At 64.5% G+C, this 16,518-nt stretch carries 16 protein-coding genes; 4 read left to right on the top strand and 12 right to left on the bottom strand.

All coding sequences use genetic code 11. From position 1 onward, the window contains the following. Positions 1-15: 15 nt before the first annotated feature. A complete protein-coding gene (locus ACFI9K_RS19465) occupies positions 16-1,056 on the top strand; it encodes an amidohydrolase family protein (protein ID WP_462665029.1) in 1,041 nt (346 codons plus the stop codon). A gap of 71 nt (positions 1,057-1,127) precedes the next feature. Next, positions 1,128-1,373 (top strand): WhiB family transcriptional regulator, encoded by a 246-nt coding sequence (locus ACFI9K_RS19470; RefSeq protein ID WP_462665106.1) that lies wholly within the window; start codon positions 1,128-1,130, stop codon positions 1,371-1,373. On the opposite strand, the gene ACFI9K_RS19475 is transcribed toward ACFI9K_RS19470, so the two are convergent. Further along, entirely contained in the window at positions 1,342-2,148 is an 807-nt protein-coding gene (locus ACFI9K_RS19475; RefSeq protein WP_462665030.1) for a MerR family transcriptional regulator, read from the bottom strand. The two genes, ACFI9K_RS19470 and ACFI9K_RS19475, sit on opposite strands and share 32 nt — an antisense overlap. 57 nt (positions 2,149-2,205) lie before the next feature. Beyond that, entirely contained in the window at positions 2,206-3,411 is a 1,206-nt protein-coding gene (locus ACFI9K_RS19480; protein WP_462665031.1) for a lipase family protein, read from the bottom strand. Positions 3,412-3,566: 155 nt separating this feature from the next. Here ACFI9K_RS19480 and ACFI9K_RS19485 point away from each other — a divergent pair, with 155 nt between their 5' ends. Continuing rightward, the gene (locus ACFI9K_RS19485; RefSeq protein ID WP_462665032.1) at positions 3,567-5,120 is read left to right on the top strand and encodes a succinic semialdehyde dehydrogenase; all 1,554 of its coding nucleotides are present in this window, start codon (positions 3,567-3,569) and stop codon (positions 5,118-5,120) included. 31 nt (positions 5,121-5,151) lie between these two features. Here ACFI9K_RS19485 and ACFI9K_RS19490 read toward each other — a convergent pair whose 3' ends face one another. The 8 genes from ACFI9K_RS19490 to ACFI9K_RS19525 all read right to left on the bottom strand — a co-directional run bounded on the left by ACFI9K_RS19490 (position 5,152) and on the right by ACFI9K_RS19525 (position 13,741). Further along, positions 5,152-6,585 carry an outer membrane protein assembly factor BamB family protein gene (locus tag ACFI9K_RS19490; RefSeq protein WP_462665033.1) on the bottom strand — a complete coding sequence of 478 codons (1,434 nt, stop codon included), beginning with the start codon at positions 6,583-6,585 and terminating at the stop codon, positions 5,152-5,154. A 105-nt stretch (positions 6,586-6,690) separates the two neighbouring features. Further along, on the bottom strand, positions 6,691-8,772 hold the full coding sequence (locus ACFI9K_RS19495; protein WP_462665034.1) for an MDR family MFS transporter: 2,082 nt from the start codon (positions 8,770-8,772) through the stop codon (positions 6,691-6,693). A 4-nt stretch (positions 8,773-8,776) separates the two neighbouring features. Further along, the gene (locus ACFI9K_RS19500) at positions 8,777-9,262 is read right to left on the bottom strand and encodes a MarR family transcriptional regulator (RefSeq protein ID WP_222095585.1); all 486 of its coding nucleotides are present in this window, start codon (positions 9,260-9,262) and stop codon (positions 8,777-8,779) included. Positions 9,263-9,400: 138 nt separating this feature from the next. Next, positions 9,401-10,435, bottom strand: a complete 1,035-nt coding sequence (locus tag ACFI9K_RS19505; RefSeq protein ID WP_462665035.1) for an ABC transporter ATP-binding protein — start codon at positions 10,433-10,435, stop codon at positions 9,401-9,403. A gap of 13 nt (positions 10,436-10,448) precedes the next feature. After that, complete coding sequence (locus ACFI9K_RS19510; protein WP_462665036.1) at positions 10,449-12,089, bottom strand: ABC transporter permease; 1,641 nt, start codon at positions 12,087-12,089, stop codon at positions 10,449-10,451. Then, positions 12,055-13,068 carry an ABC transporter substrate-binding protein gene (locus ACFI9K_RS19515; RefSeq protein ID WP_462665107.1) on the bottom strand — a complete coding sequence of 338 codons (1,014 nt, stop codon included), beginning with the start codon at positions 13,066-13,068 and terminating at the stop codon, positions 12,055-12,057. The genes ACFI9K_RS19510 and ACFI9K_RS19515 overlap by 35 nt, the downstream gene beginning before the upstream one ends. A gap of 125 nt (positions 13,069-13,193) precedes the next feature. Further along, on the bottom strand, positions 13,194-13,616 hold the full coding sequence (locus ACFI9K_RS19520; RefSeq protein WP_462665037.1) for a PIN domain-containing protein: 423 nt from the start codon (positions 13,614-13,616) through the stop codon (positions 13,194-13,196). Further along, positions 13,604-13,741 (bottom strand): hypothetical protein, encoded by a 138-nt coding sequence (locus ACFI9K_RS19525; RefSeq protein WP_462665114.1) that lies wholly within the window; start codon positions 13,739-13,741, stop codon positions 13,604-13,606. Before ACFI9K_RS19525 ends, ACFI9K_RS19520 begins: the two co-directional genes overlap by 13 nt. A gap of 296 nt (positions 13,742-14,037) precedes the next feature. Here ACFI9K_RS19525 and ACFI9K_RS19530 point away from each other — a divergent pair, with 296 nt between their 5' ends. After that, positions 14,038-14,388 (top strand): VOC family protein, encoded by a 351-nt coding sequence (locus ACFI9K_RS19530; RefSeq protein ID WP_462665038.1) that lies wholly within the window; start codon positions 14,038-14,040, stop codon positions 14,386-14,388. Between the two features lie 2 nt (positions 14,389-14,390). On the opposite strand, the gene ACFI9K_RS19535 is transcribed toward ACFI9K_RS19530, so the two are convergent. Further along, positions 14,391-15,521 carry a TDT family transporter gene (locus ACFI9K_RS19535; protein ID WP_462665039.1) on the bottom strand — a complete coding sequence of 377 codons (1,131 nt, stop codon included), beginning with the start codon at positions 15,519-15,521 and terminating at the stop codon, positions 14,391-14,393. A 68-nt stretch (positions 15,522-15,589) separates the two neighbouring features. After that, on the bottom strand, positions 15,590-16,498 hold the full coding sequence (locus tag ACFI9K_RS19540) for a LysR family transcriptional regulator (RefSeq protein ID WP_462665040.1): 909 nt from the start codon (positions 16,496-16,498) through the stop codon (positions 15,590-15,592). Positions 16,499-16,518: the final 20 nt, after the last annotated feature.

The following is a 16,518-nucleotide window of genomic DNA, read 5'->3' on the forward strand; positions in this document are numbered from 1 at the left end:
TGAAGGACTTCGACTGTGATCGATCGCAGAACTCTGCTCGGCGCGCTCGGTGCCGCGACGATCTCCGGTGCCGCGCTGTCGGCGGCCACCTCCGCACGGGCATCGGCAACGCCCACCTCGGCCTCCGGCGGAGTGATCGACGTTCATTCACATATGGTTCCGGACTTCTACCTTCGGGAGGCCCTCGCGTCGGGCATCGTGTTTCCCGACGGCATGCCGAAGTGGCCGAGTTGGTCGGTCGGCGAACACCTGCAGATGATGGACGGCTGTGGCATCGACTCCGCGATCCTGTCCGTCTCGTCACCCGGCGTGCATTTCGGCGACGACCGAAAGGCGGCCGATCTGGCCCGGCGCGTCAACGACTTTGCTTCCGGGATGGTTCGGGATCAGCCCCGCCTGGGTTTCTTCGCCTCGCTCCCGCTGCCGAACGTCGTCGACTCGACTGTCGAGGCAATTCGCGCGCTCGATCAACTCGGTGCCGACGGAGTCACGGTGATGTCCAACGCGGGCGGAATGTACTTGGGCAACGCCGTACTGACGCCACTGCTCGCAGCTTTGAATGCGCGTTCGGCAGTCGTGTTCGTGCATCCCACCTCGCCGCCGAACGCGCCCGCCGTCACACTCGGGCGGCCGGCTCCGATGATCGAATTCCTCTTCGACACAGCACGAACCGTCGTCGACCTGATTCTGTTGGGCGTGGTCGATCGATTCCCGAACATTCGCTGGGTGTTCACGCACGGCGGCGGAGTATTGCCACTGTTGGCGGATCGTGTCGACTTCTTCCGGACCCAGGTGGGTCTGGGAACGCCGACGACTCCGGATGTGCTGCAGCGCTTGTGGTTCGACCTTGCCGGGACCCCGGTTCCGCGGCAACTACCTGCATTGCTGTCCACCGTCGGCCCTGATCGATTGGTGTACGGCAGTGACTACTGCTTCACGCCGATCACCGGCGTACAAGAGCAACTGCGATCACTCGACGCCGGTGCCGGTGTCGGTGGCCTCGAGAACTGGCGCGCGGCCACCTCCGTCAATGCCCGCCGACTGCTCGATCTCTGATCCGAAAGAAGCGAGCAATGACAATGAAAGCGCAAGCGCTGCAACCACACTCGGATCACTGGGATTGGCAGATGGATGCGGCCTGCCGCTCGATGCCGGTCTCGATGTTCTACCCACCTCTGGGGTTGCGGGGATACTCGCTGAGAAGCCTCGAGCGACAGGCCAAGCTCGTGTGCAGCCGATGCCCCGTGATCATGCGCTGCCTGCAACACGCACTCGACACGAACGAAAGGCACGGCGTCTGGGGCGGATCGACCGCACACGAGCGGTCTGCGATGGCTCGCGTCAGCGCTGACGAGCAGCGTTCGCAACGATGACGTCACGGAGGTACTGCGCCAAGCCGTCGGCAATGTCGTTGTAGTGCTTGGCAAATCGCTCGTCGGCGATGTACATCTCCGCCAGGTTGACCTGCATCTCGTAACCGCAGTCGTAGTACCGCTCGATCGATGCCCGATGACGTTCGGCCAACAGCCCGGCCTCGGCGGAATCCGGCGACACGCCACGCTGCATCGCGGCAGCCAGATCCGCCTCGAACAGGTCCGTCTCTTCCTTGACGGCCTTCCAGTCGTCCTTGGTGAACGTCGCCGTTCGCTGCTGCGATTGCTTCCACGCGTCGGTCTCGCCCCAGCGTTGCTCGGCTTCCTCGGCGTACTCCTCGCCGGGCCAGTTGTCGCCGAAAATCTCGCGCTGCTCCTCGGGGGTCAGTTGCATACCCATCTTCTTCGCCTCCATCATCTTGTCCACGGCCGCAGCCATTGCGTGCAAGTGATCGATCCGCTCGTTCAACAACTCTCGCTGCCGCCGTAGATGCGCCATCGCGTCGACCGCCGGGTCGTCGAGCAACGCAGCAATGGCGTCCAGCGAGAACCCGAGCTCGCGGTAGGTCAGCACCTGATGCAGCCGCTCGACATCGGCCGACGAATACGTCCGATAGCCCTTCGGGGTTCTGCCCGACGGCACCACCAACGCGATCTCGTCGTAATGATGCAACGTCCTGACGCTGACACCGACCAACTTCGAGACCGCGCCGACCTGTAGGTCGGCCCGAACGTCGACAGAACTACTCGCGGACGAATCACTCACGAAGGACACTGTGCTGCCTCCCGTGGCGTGAGGGTCAAGGCGAAAAAGAGATTCGCTACCGAACCTCTAGCGAATCACGCGTTCGCAGCCCGAGGTGGGTACTCCTGCGAGACGCTGCGCGAGCCAATCGTATGCTCCGGGACGGCCGTTGGACTGAGCGAGTGTGTGGTCTCCGGGAACCTCTTCGAGATGGACCGAAGCGCCGGCGGCGCACCACTGATCCTGCACGGCCTCGGCACCTTCCTTGGGGATGAGGAAGTCCTGCAGGCCCTGGTAGATGTACACCGGTGCCTCCGGCTTGGTCTGGCCCATCCGGTTTTCCTCGACGATGGCTTTGGTGATCGGGTGCTCGAAGACATTGGGAACGCTGGAGAGGTTTCGCTGGTCCAGCAGCAATAGTCCGGTGTAGGACAACACGTCCACGCACTGATCCTTCTGTGCGAGAGCGAGCCGCTTGCCGTTGTCGTTGGCGAGCTGCCGCATCTCGGGGTACTCCCGAGACAATCCGATCGTCGCCGCAGTGAACAGGCCCGAGCCGATCTGGCCGTTCAACGACGTCTGCAGAATCTTGTAGTCGGTCGGCGGGCCGCCGAATGCAACGCCTGCGATATTCAGCTCGGGTGCGTACGCGGGGGCCAATTGCGCGGCCCAGCCCGAGGCAATCGCACCGCCGGAATAGCCGGTGATGCCGATCGGCGCGTCTGCACTCACGCCTGCGCTCCGAGAGGCGCGGAGACCGTCGAGCACGGTGTGTCCGGAAACGAGCCCGGCCGAGTAGGCCTGCCGAGGGCCCTGATAATCGGTGACGACCACGGCATAGCCGCGATCGAGCAGAATGCGTACCTGATCGATTTCCTTGTTGTTGCCCCGCGGAAGCGTGTACGACGGCGCGCACTTGTTGCCGAGTGAGTCCGTCGCCTCGTTGTAGGCGATGACGGGCCGATCGCCGCCGCCGGTCCACGGCGCGGTGGGCGTCAGAACCGTTGTTGCCGCTGCGATGGGCTGGTTCTTGGAGTCGGTCGAGCGGAAGAGCAACTGCACCGACGACGCCCCCGGCGTCACCGCGACATCACGACGGTTCAGGACCGTGCCCGGCTGCAGATTCTCGAATCCGGCGGGCGGATCGAACCAAGGATCACCGAGTGAGGTGGGGAGATACGCAGCCGGATCGCTCGGCGGCGAGACGAAATCCTGTAGCGGATCGGCCTGGGCCGACCCTGCGAACGACAGCATCAACGCTGCAGCTCCGGCCAAAACGAATGCCTTGCGCATGTATTTCCCACCCCAGTAGCTCCGTACGCCCCGACGTCCGGTAGACCACAGTCCATCGTGCCACAGGGGCCGGCGAATTCGGCCCTGTGAAGTGAGCCCAAGACCAGGTAGGTTGTCTGTTACTTCAAACATTACTCTTCAGTAGGGATGCCAAAATGCCTGCTCCGTCCACTGCGACCTTCTACCGGCTCGCTGATCTCATCGCCATTCCCGACGCCGAATCGCGGCCGACCAAGACGATCACCGAGGTGTTCACCGGTAAGGAGCTGGCGACCATCCCGGTCGGCACGGCTGCAGATGCACTGGCCGCCATCGCGCGCGTCCGCACCGCTCAGGTCGCCTGGGCCAAGCGTCCGGTATCCGAGCGTGCGGAAATCTTCCACCGCTACCGAGACCTGGTACTCGCTCACCGCGAGGAGCTGATGGACATGGCCCAGGCCGAGACCGGGAAGTCGCGCGCCGCGGCCCTCGAGGAGGTCCTCGACATCTCGATGACCGCTCGGCACTACGCGCGCACCGCGGCGAAGCTGTTGGCCCCCAAGAAGGTCACCGGCATGCTGCCCGTGCTGACCAAGACCCGGGTCCGGTACCAGCCCAAGGGCGTCGTCGGGATCATCTCGCCGTGGAACTACCCGATGACCCTCGCAGTGTCCGACGCCATCCCGGCGCTGCTCGCCGGCAACGGAGTCGTCCTCAAGCCGGACAGCCAGACGCCGTACTGCGCATTGGCCTGTGTCGAGCTGCTCTACAAGGCAGGCTTGCCCCGAGACATCTTCGCCGTCGTTCCCGGACCCGGCTCGGTGGTGGGCACGGCGATCGTCGAGAACACCGAGTACGTCATGTTCACCGGCTCCACGGCCACCGGCCAGCTCCTGGCGGAGCAGGCGGGGCGTCGACTCATCGGGTTCTCCGCCGAGCTCGGTGGCAAGAACGCCATGATCGTCGCCAAGGGTGCCAACCTGCGGGAAGTGTCCGACGCGGCCGTGCGGGCCTGCTTCTCGAACTCCGGCCAGCTCTGCATCTCCATCGAACGCATCTACGTCGAGAAGTCGATTGCCGCAGAGTTCACCGAGAAATTCGGCGAGCGGGTGCGCAAGATGACCCTCGGAGCCGACTACGAATTCGGCATCGAGATGGGCAGCCTCATCTCCGAGGACCAGATCAAGACCGTCTCGGCTCATGTCGACGACGCGAAGGTCAAGGGTGCGACCGTGATCGCAGGCGGCAAGGCTCGCCCGGACATCGGCCCGCTGTTCTACGAGCCGACGCTGTTGGCCAACGTTACCGAGGACATGGAGTGCGCGGCGACGGAGACCTTCGGGCCGCTGGTGTCGATCTACCCTGTCGCCGATGTGGACGAGGCCATCGCGAAGGCGAACGACACCGATTATGGATTGAACGCCAGTGTGTGGGCCAAGACGAAGGCCCAGGGCGAGGCCATTGCAGCACGGCTGCATGCCGGCACTGTGAACGTCGATGAGGGCTACGCGCCGACATGGGGCACCACAGGTGCGCCGATGGGCGGTATGGGCGTGTCGGGTATGGGCCGCAGGCACGGCACCGAGGGCTTGCTCAAGTACACCGAGCCGCAGACCATCGCGACGACCCGTCTGCTCAATCTCGGTGGGCCGCGCGGACTTCCGCCGAAGCTGTGGGCAAAGATCATGCCCCCCTTCGTCAAGGCGCTCAAGTACGTCCCCGGCCGGTAGAACAGGGTGTGACGGCGTCGACGAGTGAGTTCTAGGTCTTTCGCAGGACCGAGATGCTCGATGCCCTGCTGTAGATCGAGTCGGTGTCGATGGAATCGGCATCGACTCGATCGAACGTCGGCCACGACCGAACATCGATGTTCTCGTCGTCGAATGCCGTTGTTGGTATGTCCCACACGGTGTTTCCGGTCCTGACGTCGATACCGTGCAAGGTCTCCGGGCCGAACAAGGTGGCGACGTCGCCGTCCAGCGCGCCGACCTCGGCGAACGCGACCGACCCGTGGCTCCACAACGTAGCTCCGGTGTCGAGGTCGACGGCGGATTCGGTGGCGGTGTCGTTGTTGCGGAGCAGAGCCACCGACCCGGTGACGGCATAGGCGAGTCCGTTGGTCGACAGGAACCGCGCGGCAGTATCCGAGATGCCCTCCGGGACTGTCCACAGGAGACTGTCGTTGGTCCACACCGGATCTGGGTTCGACGGCCGGTAGCCGCCGGTACCGAGCAGCCGGGGTCCGGCTTCGGACGGTGAATCGAACGAGGGCTGCTGCACGGTGACGGAATCCGTTGCCGCGAGCACGGATCCATCGGTGCCGACGATCTCGGAACCCGTGACCGCGCTGGGATCGGAGCAGTCCGTTCGTATCACTCGCACCGAGCCGTCGAGTGCGGCAATGCCGGAGCGTGCGCAGTCGGGAGCTGTTCTCGACCACAAGTTGTCGCCGGTATCGAGGTCGAAGGCGAACAGACCTTGATCGCCGTTCAACAGCCCGATCCCGTTCTCCGTGCGTAGCTCGGGAGCGAACCGAGACTGCATCGAATGAACCTGCGCTGAGTTGACCTGCACAGAGTCGACCTGCACCGACCAGTCTGCGTCGAGGGTGTCTGCGGTACCGCGCGCTATCGTCGGCTCACCACCTTCGTCCGTTGCCCTGAGGCTGAACACATGGCCGTCGGACGTGGTCAGCTTGTCGATGGGAAATGCCGCTTCGTGGGTGCGTGACTCCCCGGATTCGCCGTCGACAGTGAAGATTTCGGATCTCGAGCCACTGTTGCCGCGATAGCAGACGATCTGTCCGTCGACGAATTCCTCGCCGCAACCGGCGATGTCGTCTGCGGGAACTCGCCAGCGCACCGACCCGTCGGCGATATCGAAACCCACCAGAGTGGCATCGACGAACTCTCGCCCGTCCGGACGGCCGACGAGGGTGGCGACCGTCGACCCGTCGGTGATGGAACCCGACTCCGCCGAGTCGGTATCGGTGCCGTGCACCGGATCGCGGAACTGCCCGTCCTCGACGTCGAGGTCCGAGGGCGCGAGAGTCCATGCCAGACCGGGTGCCGCTCCCGTGGCGCCGTCGATCGGGGTGCCGGCCGGAGGCGGCTGCTTCTCGGCTGCGCACGCCCCGCAGGCGATGGTCGTTGCCAGGACCACCGCTGCGACGGACAACCGGGAGCGACGTGTCATGGAAGGTGCTCCCGGGAAAGAGGTGGGCGGTCTGTTCTGTCAGCATAGAGAACGAAAATTCCCCGCACTCCGAATGGGGTGCGGGGAATCTTCATCGTGCTGCGCTCAGTTGACGCTGTGGCCGTTCAGTCCGGCGGGTGCGTAGTGATTGCGACTGTCGGGAATGTGGTTGTCTCCCAGCACCCGAGCGACCTGCTCCTCGCTGAGTCCGAGGCGGCGAAGCCGCTCGCACACTGCGTCGAAGTCGATCATCTTCGCATCGAGTTCTTGCTGCAGTTCGACAACTTCGGCGCGGATGGCCTCGGCCTCGTCGAGTGCGGCCAACGTGTCCTTGGGCTCGGGCAGCAGCAGGGTGAGCAGCCGATCACGTGCGTCGGTGCTCAGGCCCTCGAAGGGTCGCTGCCCTGGCTGGGCCTCGTGGCGACCCTCGATGTGCCGACCACCGATGCGGCTGCTGTCGACCCTGGGATCGTTGTCGAAGCTGAGATCGTCGGCGATGCCGCGATCGTTGGCGAGGCTGCGATCAGAGGTGGTGCCGCGGTCGGTGTGGTAGTCCGCCGAGACGTACTCCTGAGTTGCACCGAGGGACGGGATCTCGGCGAGCTGATCGTGCGACTGGTCCACCGGACCCGTTGCGGGGGTCGAGGCGATGTCGATCGTCTGGCGCAGAGGGCGATTGGGAATGAAGATCACTGCGATCAGGGTGACGATCGCGACGAAGCCGGCGATCATGAAGATGCGTCCGGTTGCGTCACCGTAGGCGGTGCGGATGACGCTGACGATCGGTGCGGGCAACGAGGTGAGGTCGAGCGATCCACCGCCGCCGGCCGAGCTGTCCACTCCGAGCTGAGCCAAGCCCGATGCCGACTTCTCGGCGACCCGGGTTGCGAGCAGCGAGCCGAGAACAGAGACGCCGATCGCGCCGCCGAAGGTACGGAAGAAGGCAACGGTGGACGATGCCGCGCCGACATTCTGAACGCTGACCGTGTTCTGTACTGCGAGAACGAGGTTCTGCATCAGCATGCCGGTACCGAGGCCGACGATGGTGATGAAGATGCCGACCGTGACCAGGCTGGTGGCGTGATCGATGGTGCCCAGGAGCAGGAACCCGACGACCAGCAGAACGGAACCGGTGACGATGAACGGCTTCCACTTACCGAACTTGGTGATGAGCTGACCGGAGCCCACGGAGGCGACGAGCATGCCGAACACCAATGGGATGGAGAGCAATCCGGCTTCGGTGGGGGTGTAGCCGCGAGCGGTCTGGAAGTACTGGCCGAGGAAGGTGGTAGCTCCGAAGAGGCCGACACCGACGGCGATGGACGCGATGATGGCGAGGCCGGTGGTGCGCTCGGTGACGATCTTGAGCGGGATGATCGGCGACTTGTGCCGAGCCTCGACGATGACCGTCAGGATGAGCAGAGCGACGCCGCCGCCGACGAGGTAGGCGGTTTCGCGGGAGATCCAGTCGTAGTAGTCGGCCTTGCCGGCGAACGAAACCCACACGAGGAGAACGGAAACGCCTGCGGTGAGCAGAAGCGCGCCGAGCCAGTCGATGGAAACGTTGTCCTTGCGGACGGTCTTGATGTGCAGCGTCTTCTGCAGCAGGCCGAGGGCGATGACTGCCAACGGCACGCAGACGAAGAAGCACCAGCGCCAGCCGAGGGGGCTGTCCACGATGACGCCGCCCAGGATGGGGCCACCGGACATCGACACGGCCATGACAGCGCCGGTGTAGCCGGAGTAGCGACCGCGATCACGCGGGGAGACGATGGTGCCGATGATGGCGATGACGAGTGCCGTCAGACCACCCATGCCGATGCCCTGCACCACACGTGCGGCGAGCAGCAGCGGAACGTTGTGCGCGAAGCCGGCGATCAGTGAGCCGGCGACGAAGATGACGATCGCGCTCTGAACGAGGACCTTCTTGTTGAACAGGTCGGCGAGCTTGCCCCAGATGGGCGTCGACGCGGCGTTGGCCAGCAGCGCGGTGGTGATGACCCAGGCGTACGCGGTCTGCGAGCCTTTCAGGTCACCGATGATGGTCGGCAGGGCCGTCGAGACGATGGTGGTGCTCAGCAGCGCGGTGAACAGCGCGGCCAGCAGTCCGGTGAGGGCTTCGAGGATCTGACGATGCGACATCGCATCGGGATCTGCGACTGCCTGATTCGGCGGAGTTTCGGTCATGTCTTTATCTCGCAATCAATTCAATGCGGGCCACGTCCTGGTGCTGGGCGTGGGCGTCTTCGGTGAACGTGTCGTTGAGCTTGCGAATCGAATCGAGGGCATCGAGTGCCTCCGTCTCGCTCCATTCGCTCAACATCTCTGCAAGGCGTCGTGCTCGCCTGTCCCAAATCTGTTTGAGTCGAGCCTGGCCTTCGTCCGACACACAGACCCGAGACGCTCTTCTGTCGTCCGGATCGGGATGCCGATCGATGTAGCCGAGGTCGACGAGGTCCGCGATCTGCCGGCTGAGGGCGGACTGGCTGACGCAAAGCCTGCTGGCGAGGTCGGTCTGTCTGCATTCACCTTCGGTAGCGAGGATGGCCAGAACTCCGGTCAGTGCCTGCGGTAGCGGTGAATCCTCGACTCCGGTGGTCACGGCCCGCTTCAGCGTGCGCCCGAAGAGGAAGACCTCTTCGACGAGCGACTCCGCTGTCGTGGATCGAACTGCCATGAGTACTCCAACGCTGAGATTCGATTACTTGCTGTCTGCAACCATATATATACATACATGCGCTAAGCAAACAATATTCCTGTCTCATGGGTCACAGTGTCGTAGCGGGGGATGACCTGATCCCTCGGGCTGGTGACGCTAGTGCGCGTAGAAGAACGACCGGCGCACGGTCAGGGTGACAGCATCGCCCACCTGGGGACGCGTTCCCCGAACCGAGCAGCGGAAGTCGACATCATTACTACGCACCGTGACATCACTGGCGTCGCGGCCGAACAGCGACGAGGTGACGGTTCCCCGGATGTGCCCGTCGGTGCCCGTCTCGTCGTCGGGCACGATGTCGATGTCGGTCGGCAGTATCGCGAGCATCCCGGGTCCGGAGCCCTCCGCCTCGAGGGTGAGGGAGCCCGAGGTGAACGTGCCGTGTGCGACGGTGCCGTCGACCAGGGTGGCGTCGGACAGGAAACGCGCGACGAACGCCGACTCGGGAGCACGCACCACGTCTTCCGGGGTACCGATCTGCGCGATGGTCCCCTGATCGAGGACCACCACGCGGTCTGCGAGGGCGAGTGCCTCGGTGCGGTCGTGCGTGACGTGCACGACGGTCAATCCCGCTGCCTGCGTCAATGCCCGGAGCTCGAGGCGAAGGCGATCTCGCAAGGGCTCGTCCAACGCGGACAGTGCTTCGTCGAGCAGTAGCGCCCGCGGCGAGGAGACGAGCGCACGAGCGAGTGCGACGCGTTGGCGCTGGCCGCCCGACAATGTGGCCGGATCACGTTTCTCGAGACCGGGCAGGCCGACGAGCTCGAGTACCTCGGCCACCTTCTTCGCCCGTTCGGCTTTCCCGACCCCTGCCAACTCCAGCGGGTACGACACGTTGCGGCCGACACTGCGGTGCGGCCACAGCGCGTGTTGTTGGAACACCATCCCGAGCTTGCGTGACTCGGGTGGAGTCGAAAGATTTTCGCTGGCAACGACATCGGAGCCGAGTGCGATGGACCCGGAAGTAGGCGTCAAGAAGCCGGCAACGGTCCGCAACAGCGTGGTCTTACCCGATCCCGACGGACCGACGAGGGCGACGAACTCACCGTCGGCGACGGCGAGGTCTATACCGTCCAATCCGATTGTGCCGTCGGGATATCGGAGGCCGAGATGCTCGATCGTGATGGCAGACATCGATTACCTTTTCTCAGCGTCCGACTCGGGTGGACGCCACGAGGCCGAGGCCCGCGAATCCGACGAGCGCGACGAGTAGGGACAGGGCAGAGGCAGCGTTGTAGTCGCCGGCCTGCTGCAGGTTGAAGATCGAGACGCCGAGGGTTTGAGTTCCAGGCGCGACGAGCAGGACCGACATCGTCAGCTCACGCACCGCAGTGAGGGCGACGAGCACCGCGCCGGTGACGGCGGCGGGTATTGCCATCTTCCACGGCACGTCCCACAACGATCGAAGATGGGAGGCACCGGAGGATCTGGCGACTTCCTCCAACGCTGCGGGGGTGGAGCTCAATGGTGCTCGCACGGCTTGCACGACGATCGCCAGGAACGCCATCACGTACGCGCACAGGATCACCCACTTCGTATCGAACAGACCGGTGTAGCGGCCGATGATCAGCCACCCGACTGCGATGACCAGACCGGGGATCGCCTGCGGCAGCATTGCTGCCAGATCGAGGCCGACGTTGTCGCGGGATCGGGTGCGCGTGGTCAACACGCCGATGGCCAGGCCGAGGAATCCGCACACGAGCGCAGCTCCGAGCGCCAGGGTCACCGAATTCTGAATGCCCACCAGGGTTCCCGGTGCAGTGACGGCATTCTCGATGCTCTGCAGGGTGAGGTTGTCCCACGTGAGCGGAACGCCGGGGGCCGGAAGCAGTGCTTGCGTTGCCAGTGCCAGGATCGGCAGAACGGTGAGGGCGAGGCCGATGATCCACGCGGCGATGCCCGCTGGAATCCGACTGCGTCCCAACGGAAGTAGTTGCGGCGCAGTGACCGCGCCATCGAGCTGAACAGAGCGACGCCCGAGTATGCGATCGAGTGCGACCGCGACCACGGCCACGCCGAGGAGCCCGATGCCGATGGTGGAGACGACCTCGAGCGGTCGATCCACGGTGCCCGACTGAATGTATCGGTACACCATGGTGGAGAGGGTGACATAGCGTTCCGGCAGCCCGATGAGCGCGGGGATGCCGAAGTCGGCGAGATTGGACACCGCAGTCAGCGTGAGCGACGCCAACAGAGCCGGCCGGAGCAGCGGCAGCGTCACGTCGCGCATGGCATGCCAGGCCGATGCCCCCGCGATCCGAGCCGCCTGCTCCAGATCGCCCGGAACCCGCCGCAACGCCGCCGAGATGATCAGGTAGGCAAGCGGATACGAGTGCACGGTGAGCAGAAAGATCACGCCGTCTCCGCCGTAGATGTTCCACAGAGGTCCGCTACCGAACGCGTCGTTCCAATACGTGTTGAGCAGTCCGCTCGGTCCCAGCAGTCCCGTCCAGGCGATCGCGCCGACGAACGGTGGAATCAGCAACGGGCTCAGCAGGATCAGCCTGAGCACCGACCGCCCCGGCAGGTCGGTGCGGTCCAGAACGAGCGCCATGATGGTCGCGAGCGCCACCGCTGCCACGGCCGATGCGCCGGCGGACACGACGCTGTTGGCGGCTGCCGACGCAATACCGCCGTCGAGCAGTTCCTGTATGTGATTGCCGCCCAACCCGATCGAGACGACAGCGGCCAGCGGTGCACCGATCAGGGCCAGGACGGCCAGCCACAGGCCGACGCGTACCCAGGTGACGCGGTCAGCCAAGAAGATCGTTGAACGTGGCAACGGCATCGGGCTGCGACGAGGTGATCGTGTCGAGATCCGGGTTCAGCAGGGCAATGTCGCTCAGAGCGGGTGCACCCTCAGGCGTGCCCACATCTGATCGAACGGGTAGGTACTGCTGTTCGACGGCGATTTCCTGACCGCGCTTGCTGACCAGGAAGTCCACGTACTTCTGCGCAGCCTCCTGGTTGGCCGAGTCCTTGAAGATGCCGGCCGGCTCGGAGATGTACGGGACACCGTCGGTGGGGTACGACGCGGCGATGGGCGAGCCCTTGTCGGCCAGTTCGCGCACCAGATAATCGACGACGATGCCGATCGGCTGCGTGCCGGCGGCAACGGCCTGGGCGACGGGGCCGTTGCTCTCGGCGACCACAGGTTCGTTGGCGACGAGGTTGGTCAGCCACGGCAGTCCGAGGTCCGGCTGGCCGAGCCAGACCGCGGTGTTGAAGGCGGCCGCGCCGGAGACATCGGGATTGGGCAGCGTGATCTTGCCCTTGTACTGGGGATCGGCCAGATCCTTCCACGACGTCGGAGGCTGCGAGATCGTCCCGGTGTTGTACGCGATGACCGTCGGGATGATGCGGGTGCCGACGTAGTAACCATCCGGATCGACGACGTTCTGATCGAGTGCGTCGACGTCGGCCGGGGTGTACTGCAGCAGCAGATCGTCGGCCTTGTACTTCTCGAATGTCGGCGCGTCGGCGGCCAGGAGGACGTCGGCACCGATTGCTCCGGTCTGCCGCTCGGAGGCGATGCGGGCGTTGAGATCGCCGGTTCCTGCACGGAAAACCTGCACGTCTATGCCAGGGTTCTCGGCGGTGAACTCTGCGTTGAGCGCATCGATCTTGGCCTGCGGCTCCGAGGTGTAGACCGTCAGGGTCCCGCTCGTACCGCCGCTGCTGTCGGGGGCTGCTGGTTCGGAGCACGAGGCCAGGGTCAGAGCGGCTGCGAGACCGACGATTCCACCAGTGATGGCGCGACGAGCAATGTTCACTTCAGAGTTCTCCTGAGAAATATCGAACACGGAAGTTCCTCATGGTTCCGACCGTAACCGACGCGCCGACGTGTGTTGTGAGAATGGCACGTGTCGTAGGGGTGAACGAATCGATGACTTCAGGGGGTGTCGATCTGGACCAGTTCTTCGATGCCTCGAAGATCCTCGGCATTGCGGGTCATCAGTCGAGCACCGTGGGCGTGTGCGGTTGCCGCGATCATCAGCAGGAGTGGAGCCTGCGGAACGACCCAGGACGCGCGCAGAGCTCTCGCCTGTGGGCGGCGGCCGCTTTCTCGAACTGCTGCGGCCAGCCGACCATAGCTTCGGGCAACGTTGGCATCCACTGCAAGTGGTTCGAAACGGCGCTCGACCGCAACCAATCGCTGAAGTCTCATCGCTCGCTGTTCGGACGTGTGAGCAACCAACACTCCGAAGTGAAGTTCCGCCAGGCTGATCGCACTGATCGCAACTTCTCCCTCGATGCGATCGAGTGAGTCTCCTATGAGGACGCTGGTGTCGAGCACCGTCCTCATCGCTGCCATGGGTCCTGCATCGAGTCGTCGATGTCGACCAGATCGCCCGCAAGGGTCGGGTCGTGTTCCGAGTCGAAGACATCGGCTACGTCGTCGAACGTGTTCCATTGCTTTCGCTCTGCCGGACCCAACAACGCGCTCGGTCGTCCTGCGACCGTGATCAGCAGTTTATCGTACCCCTCGCCTACTCTCTCGACCACACATCCGGGGGGACATCATGAGCAACCGCAGATCGCGCAGGAGAAAGAACAGTCGCGAGTCCTACGTACAGGCTCCGCGTGAAAGGGAAGCCCTTTTCTGGCCGACTGTCCTACTCCAATTCTCCGATTGGAGGATCGAGAACAGCAGCATCGAAACATCGTCCCCATGTGCGAGATGCTCGTTCGAGAACGTCCCCGCGGGGACGCTTTCGGAGCGATACAGTCCGAACATGGACGTTGAGCGCGCGATGCCCCTGCTCACGGTGACCGATCTCGATGCGACGCTGGACGCGTACGTCCAGGTCACCGGCATGGAGGTCGTCATGAACCACGGTTGGATTGCCACACTCGCTCCGGCGGGTGACAGTTCGGCGCAGCTGAGTCTGATCACCACCGACCCCACCGGGCCGGTGAACCCGTCGGCGTCGATCGAGGTGGACGACGTGGACTCGGCCTATCGCGCTGCGGTGGATGCCGACCTCGAAATCGTCTACGAGATCACCAACGAGGAGTGGGGCGTGCGTCGCTTCTTCTTCCGCGATGCGGGCGGCAACGTGGTGAATGTGCTCGCGCACATGTGAGTTCAATTGGGGTGCAGCAGGTTCCCTCGGAGGACACCTCGAACGGTGCGGGTGGCAACGGTGATCCATGCTGTAAGGAGTAGGACGTAGAGGGCAACGGACAGGGCCTGTATTGCGCCGAAGTCCAGCGCACGTCCCAGTGCGGCTGCTCCGGTGACGCAGGTGCCGACGGGGAACGTGAAGGACCACCACGTCAGCGAGAAACCCATGTTCCGGCGCACCGCATGCACGGTCAGAGCCGTCGCGAGCGTGAACATCAGAGCGCCGAAGCCGCCCATGATCAACCCGTAACCGAGGCCGAAGATGTGTAATCCGACGGCGATCGAGCTCTGTGTACCGGTGAACACCATCGACGCATCGGTGCCGAGCAGGTTCGCCGCGGTGATCGACTGACCGATCAATCCCAGTGTGATCCACACGGTGGGCGCTGCGTCGACGGGTGGCATGCCGCCGTGCAGTAGGCGTCCGTAGATCAACGTCATGGTGAGCATTCCGACGATCAACGACAGACCGAACATCGCGTAGCACGCGCACAACAGGGCCAGCCGCCACTGGCCGTCGGGTACATGGGGGAGCAGCAACGCTCCGGTGGACGCCGACACCATCGGCGGGACGACGGGCATCAGCCACGCCGGCAGTGCCGTCACCGCGTCATGATCGGATGTAGTGATCATCCGATACGGAACGGCGACGCTGGTGAACAGACCTGTGAGCGTCCCCGCTATCCACAGAATGGCGAACAGCGCAGTCGACGCGGCGGGTCCGATCAGGTCCGCGCCAACCAGGCCAGCACCTGCACCGACGGTGAGCAGGGCCATGGGCGGGGCTCCGTAGAACTGCACCATCACCGGGTGCCGGGCATAGGCGACGGCTCGGTCGCGGTGCCCGATCCAATGCTGAACGAACGCGCCACCGACCACGACCAGCGCTGTAGCCGCGATGACCCACACCGCCACGGCAAAGACGTGGAGGGCGGGGAACTGCACGGGCAATGTGGCCGCCGCTGTGGCGACGATGCCGGTCCCCATCACTGCGGCAAACCAGTTGGGAGTGATGTGCTCGAAGGTGCGGCGGTGCGTCTCGGTCTCGGTCTCGGTAGACGTCGAGGTCGTGGCGGCGGCGGTCACGGTCATGTCCTCAGCGTGCGCGTCGTGGATCGTCCCCGGTAGGTAGCGAATTATTGCTCACTCATAACCCTGGGTTATGGCTGAGTTCTCGCTGCTACTGCCAGCAGTTCTGCGGCCGGTCCGGACGGGACACGTCCGGACGGCCAGATCGCCCGCAGTTCACGGCGCAGGGTCAGTCCGGGGATCGGCACCCGCATCAGAGTGCCGGCAGCCAACTCCGAGGCGACGGCCAACGAGCTCAGAACCGCACCGCCGATGCCCGCGCCGACGGCGGACTTGATCGCCGTGGTCGACGAGACTTCGAGTAGGGCTGACGCGGGTTGCCCCAGACCTGCTGCCGCCACTGCGGTTTCGTACGCCGAGCGCGTCCCCGAACCGGGCTCTCGGGTGACCAATGCGGTGGCGACGATGTCGGTGGCCGACGGCGGAGCGCTGATCCACTCGTGCCCCGGTGCCACCACGAGTACCAATTCGTCGGTGGCCACGGTTCGATGGTCCAAAGATGCTGGCACACTGGGGCTTTCGACGAAACCGATATCGGAATCCCCAGCCAGTACCTTGTCCGCGACATCGGCTGAGTTGCCCGAACTCAACGTCGGCACGATGTGCGCGGCATTCGTGTGGAGCGTGACCAACCAGCGCGGCAGAAGATATTCAGCGACGGTCTGACTCGCAGAGATCTGCAGGTGGCCGATGCGCTCGGCGTGCAGAGTGGCGAGCGCCGTCGCCAAGCCTTCTGCCGATCGGAGAACCGGGGCGGCCCAGCTGGCGACTAGCTCACCGAACTCGGTCAGCACCGTGCCGCGGGCACCCCGCTTCAACAGGGGAGCGCCCACGCGACGCTCGAGTGCCCGAATGCGGGAACTGGCCGCCGGTTGCGACATGCCGTGCGCCCGGCCCGCTCGCCCGATACTGCCGAGCTCCGCCACCGACAACAGCAGGTCCATGCTGGTGAGATCGGCGACGTGAGGGGGAAGCGGCACGATGCGAGCCTACGGCGAGA

The organism is Rhodococcus sp. PSi06, assembly GCF_054960675.1.

Excerpts from the sequence above, each read along its gene's own strand:
- ACFI9K_RS19470 (WP_462665106.1), top strand. The coding sequence starts at position 1,128 with ATGGATGCGGCCTGCCGCTCGATGCCGGTCTCGATGTTCTACCCACCT.
- ACFI9K_RS19480 (WP_462665031.1), bottom strand. The coding sequence starts at position 3,411 with ATGCGCAAGGCATTCGTTTTGGCCGGAGCTGCAGCGTTGATGCTGTCG.
- ACFI9K_RS19485 (WP_462665032.1), top strand. The coding sequence starts at position 3,567 with ATGCCTGCTCCGTCCACTGCGACCTTCTACCGGCTCGCTGATCTCATC.
- ACFI9K_RS19490 (WP_462665033.1), bottom strand. The coding sequence starts at position 6,585 with ATGACACGTCGCTCCCGGTTGTCCGTCGCAGCGGTGGTCCTGGCAACG.
- ACFI9K_RS19495 (WP_462665034.1), bottom strand. The coding sequence starts at position 8,772 with ATGACCGAAACTCCGCCGAATCAGGCAGTCGCAGATCCCGATGCGATG.
- ACFI9K_RS19500 (WP_222095585.1), bottom strand. The coding sequence starts at position 9,262 with ATGGCAGTTCGATCCACGACAGCGGAGTCGCTCGTCGAAGAGGTCTTC.
- ACFI9K_RS19505 (WP_462665035.1), bottom strand. The coding sequence starts at position 10,435 with ATGTCTGCCATCACGATCGAGCATCTCGGCCTCCGATATCCCGACGGC.
- ACFI9K_RS19510 (WP_462665036.1), bottom strand. The coding sequence starts at position 12,089 with ATGCCGTTGCCACGTTCAACGATCTTCTTGGCTGACCGCGTCACCTGG.
- ACFI9K_RS19520 (WP_462665037.1), bottom strand. The coding sequence starts at position 13,616 with ATGGCAGCGATGAGGACGGTGCTCGACACCAGCGTCCTCATAGGAGAC.
- ACFI9K_RS19530 (WP_462665038.1), top strand. The coding sequence starts at position 14,038 with ATGGACGTTGAGCGCGCGATGCCCCTGCTCACGGTGACCGATCTCGAT.
- ACFI9K_RS19535 (WP_462665039.1), bottom strand. The coding sequence starts at position 15,521 with ATGACCGTGACCGCCGCCGCCACGACCTCGACGTCTACCGAGACCGAG.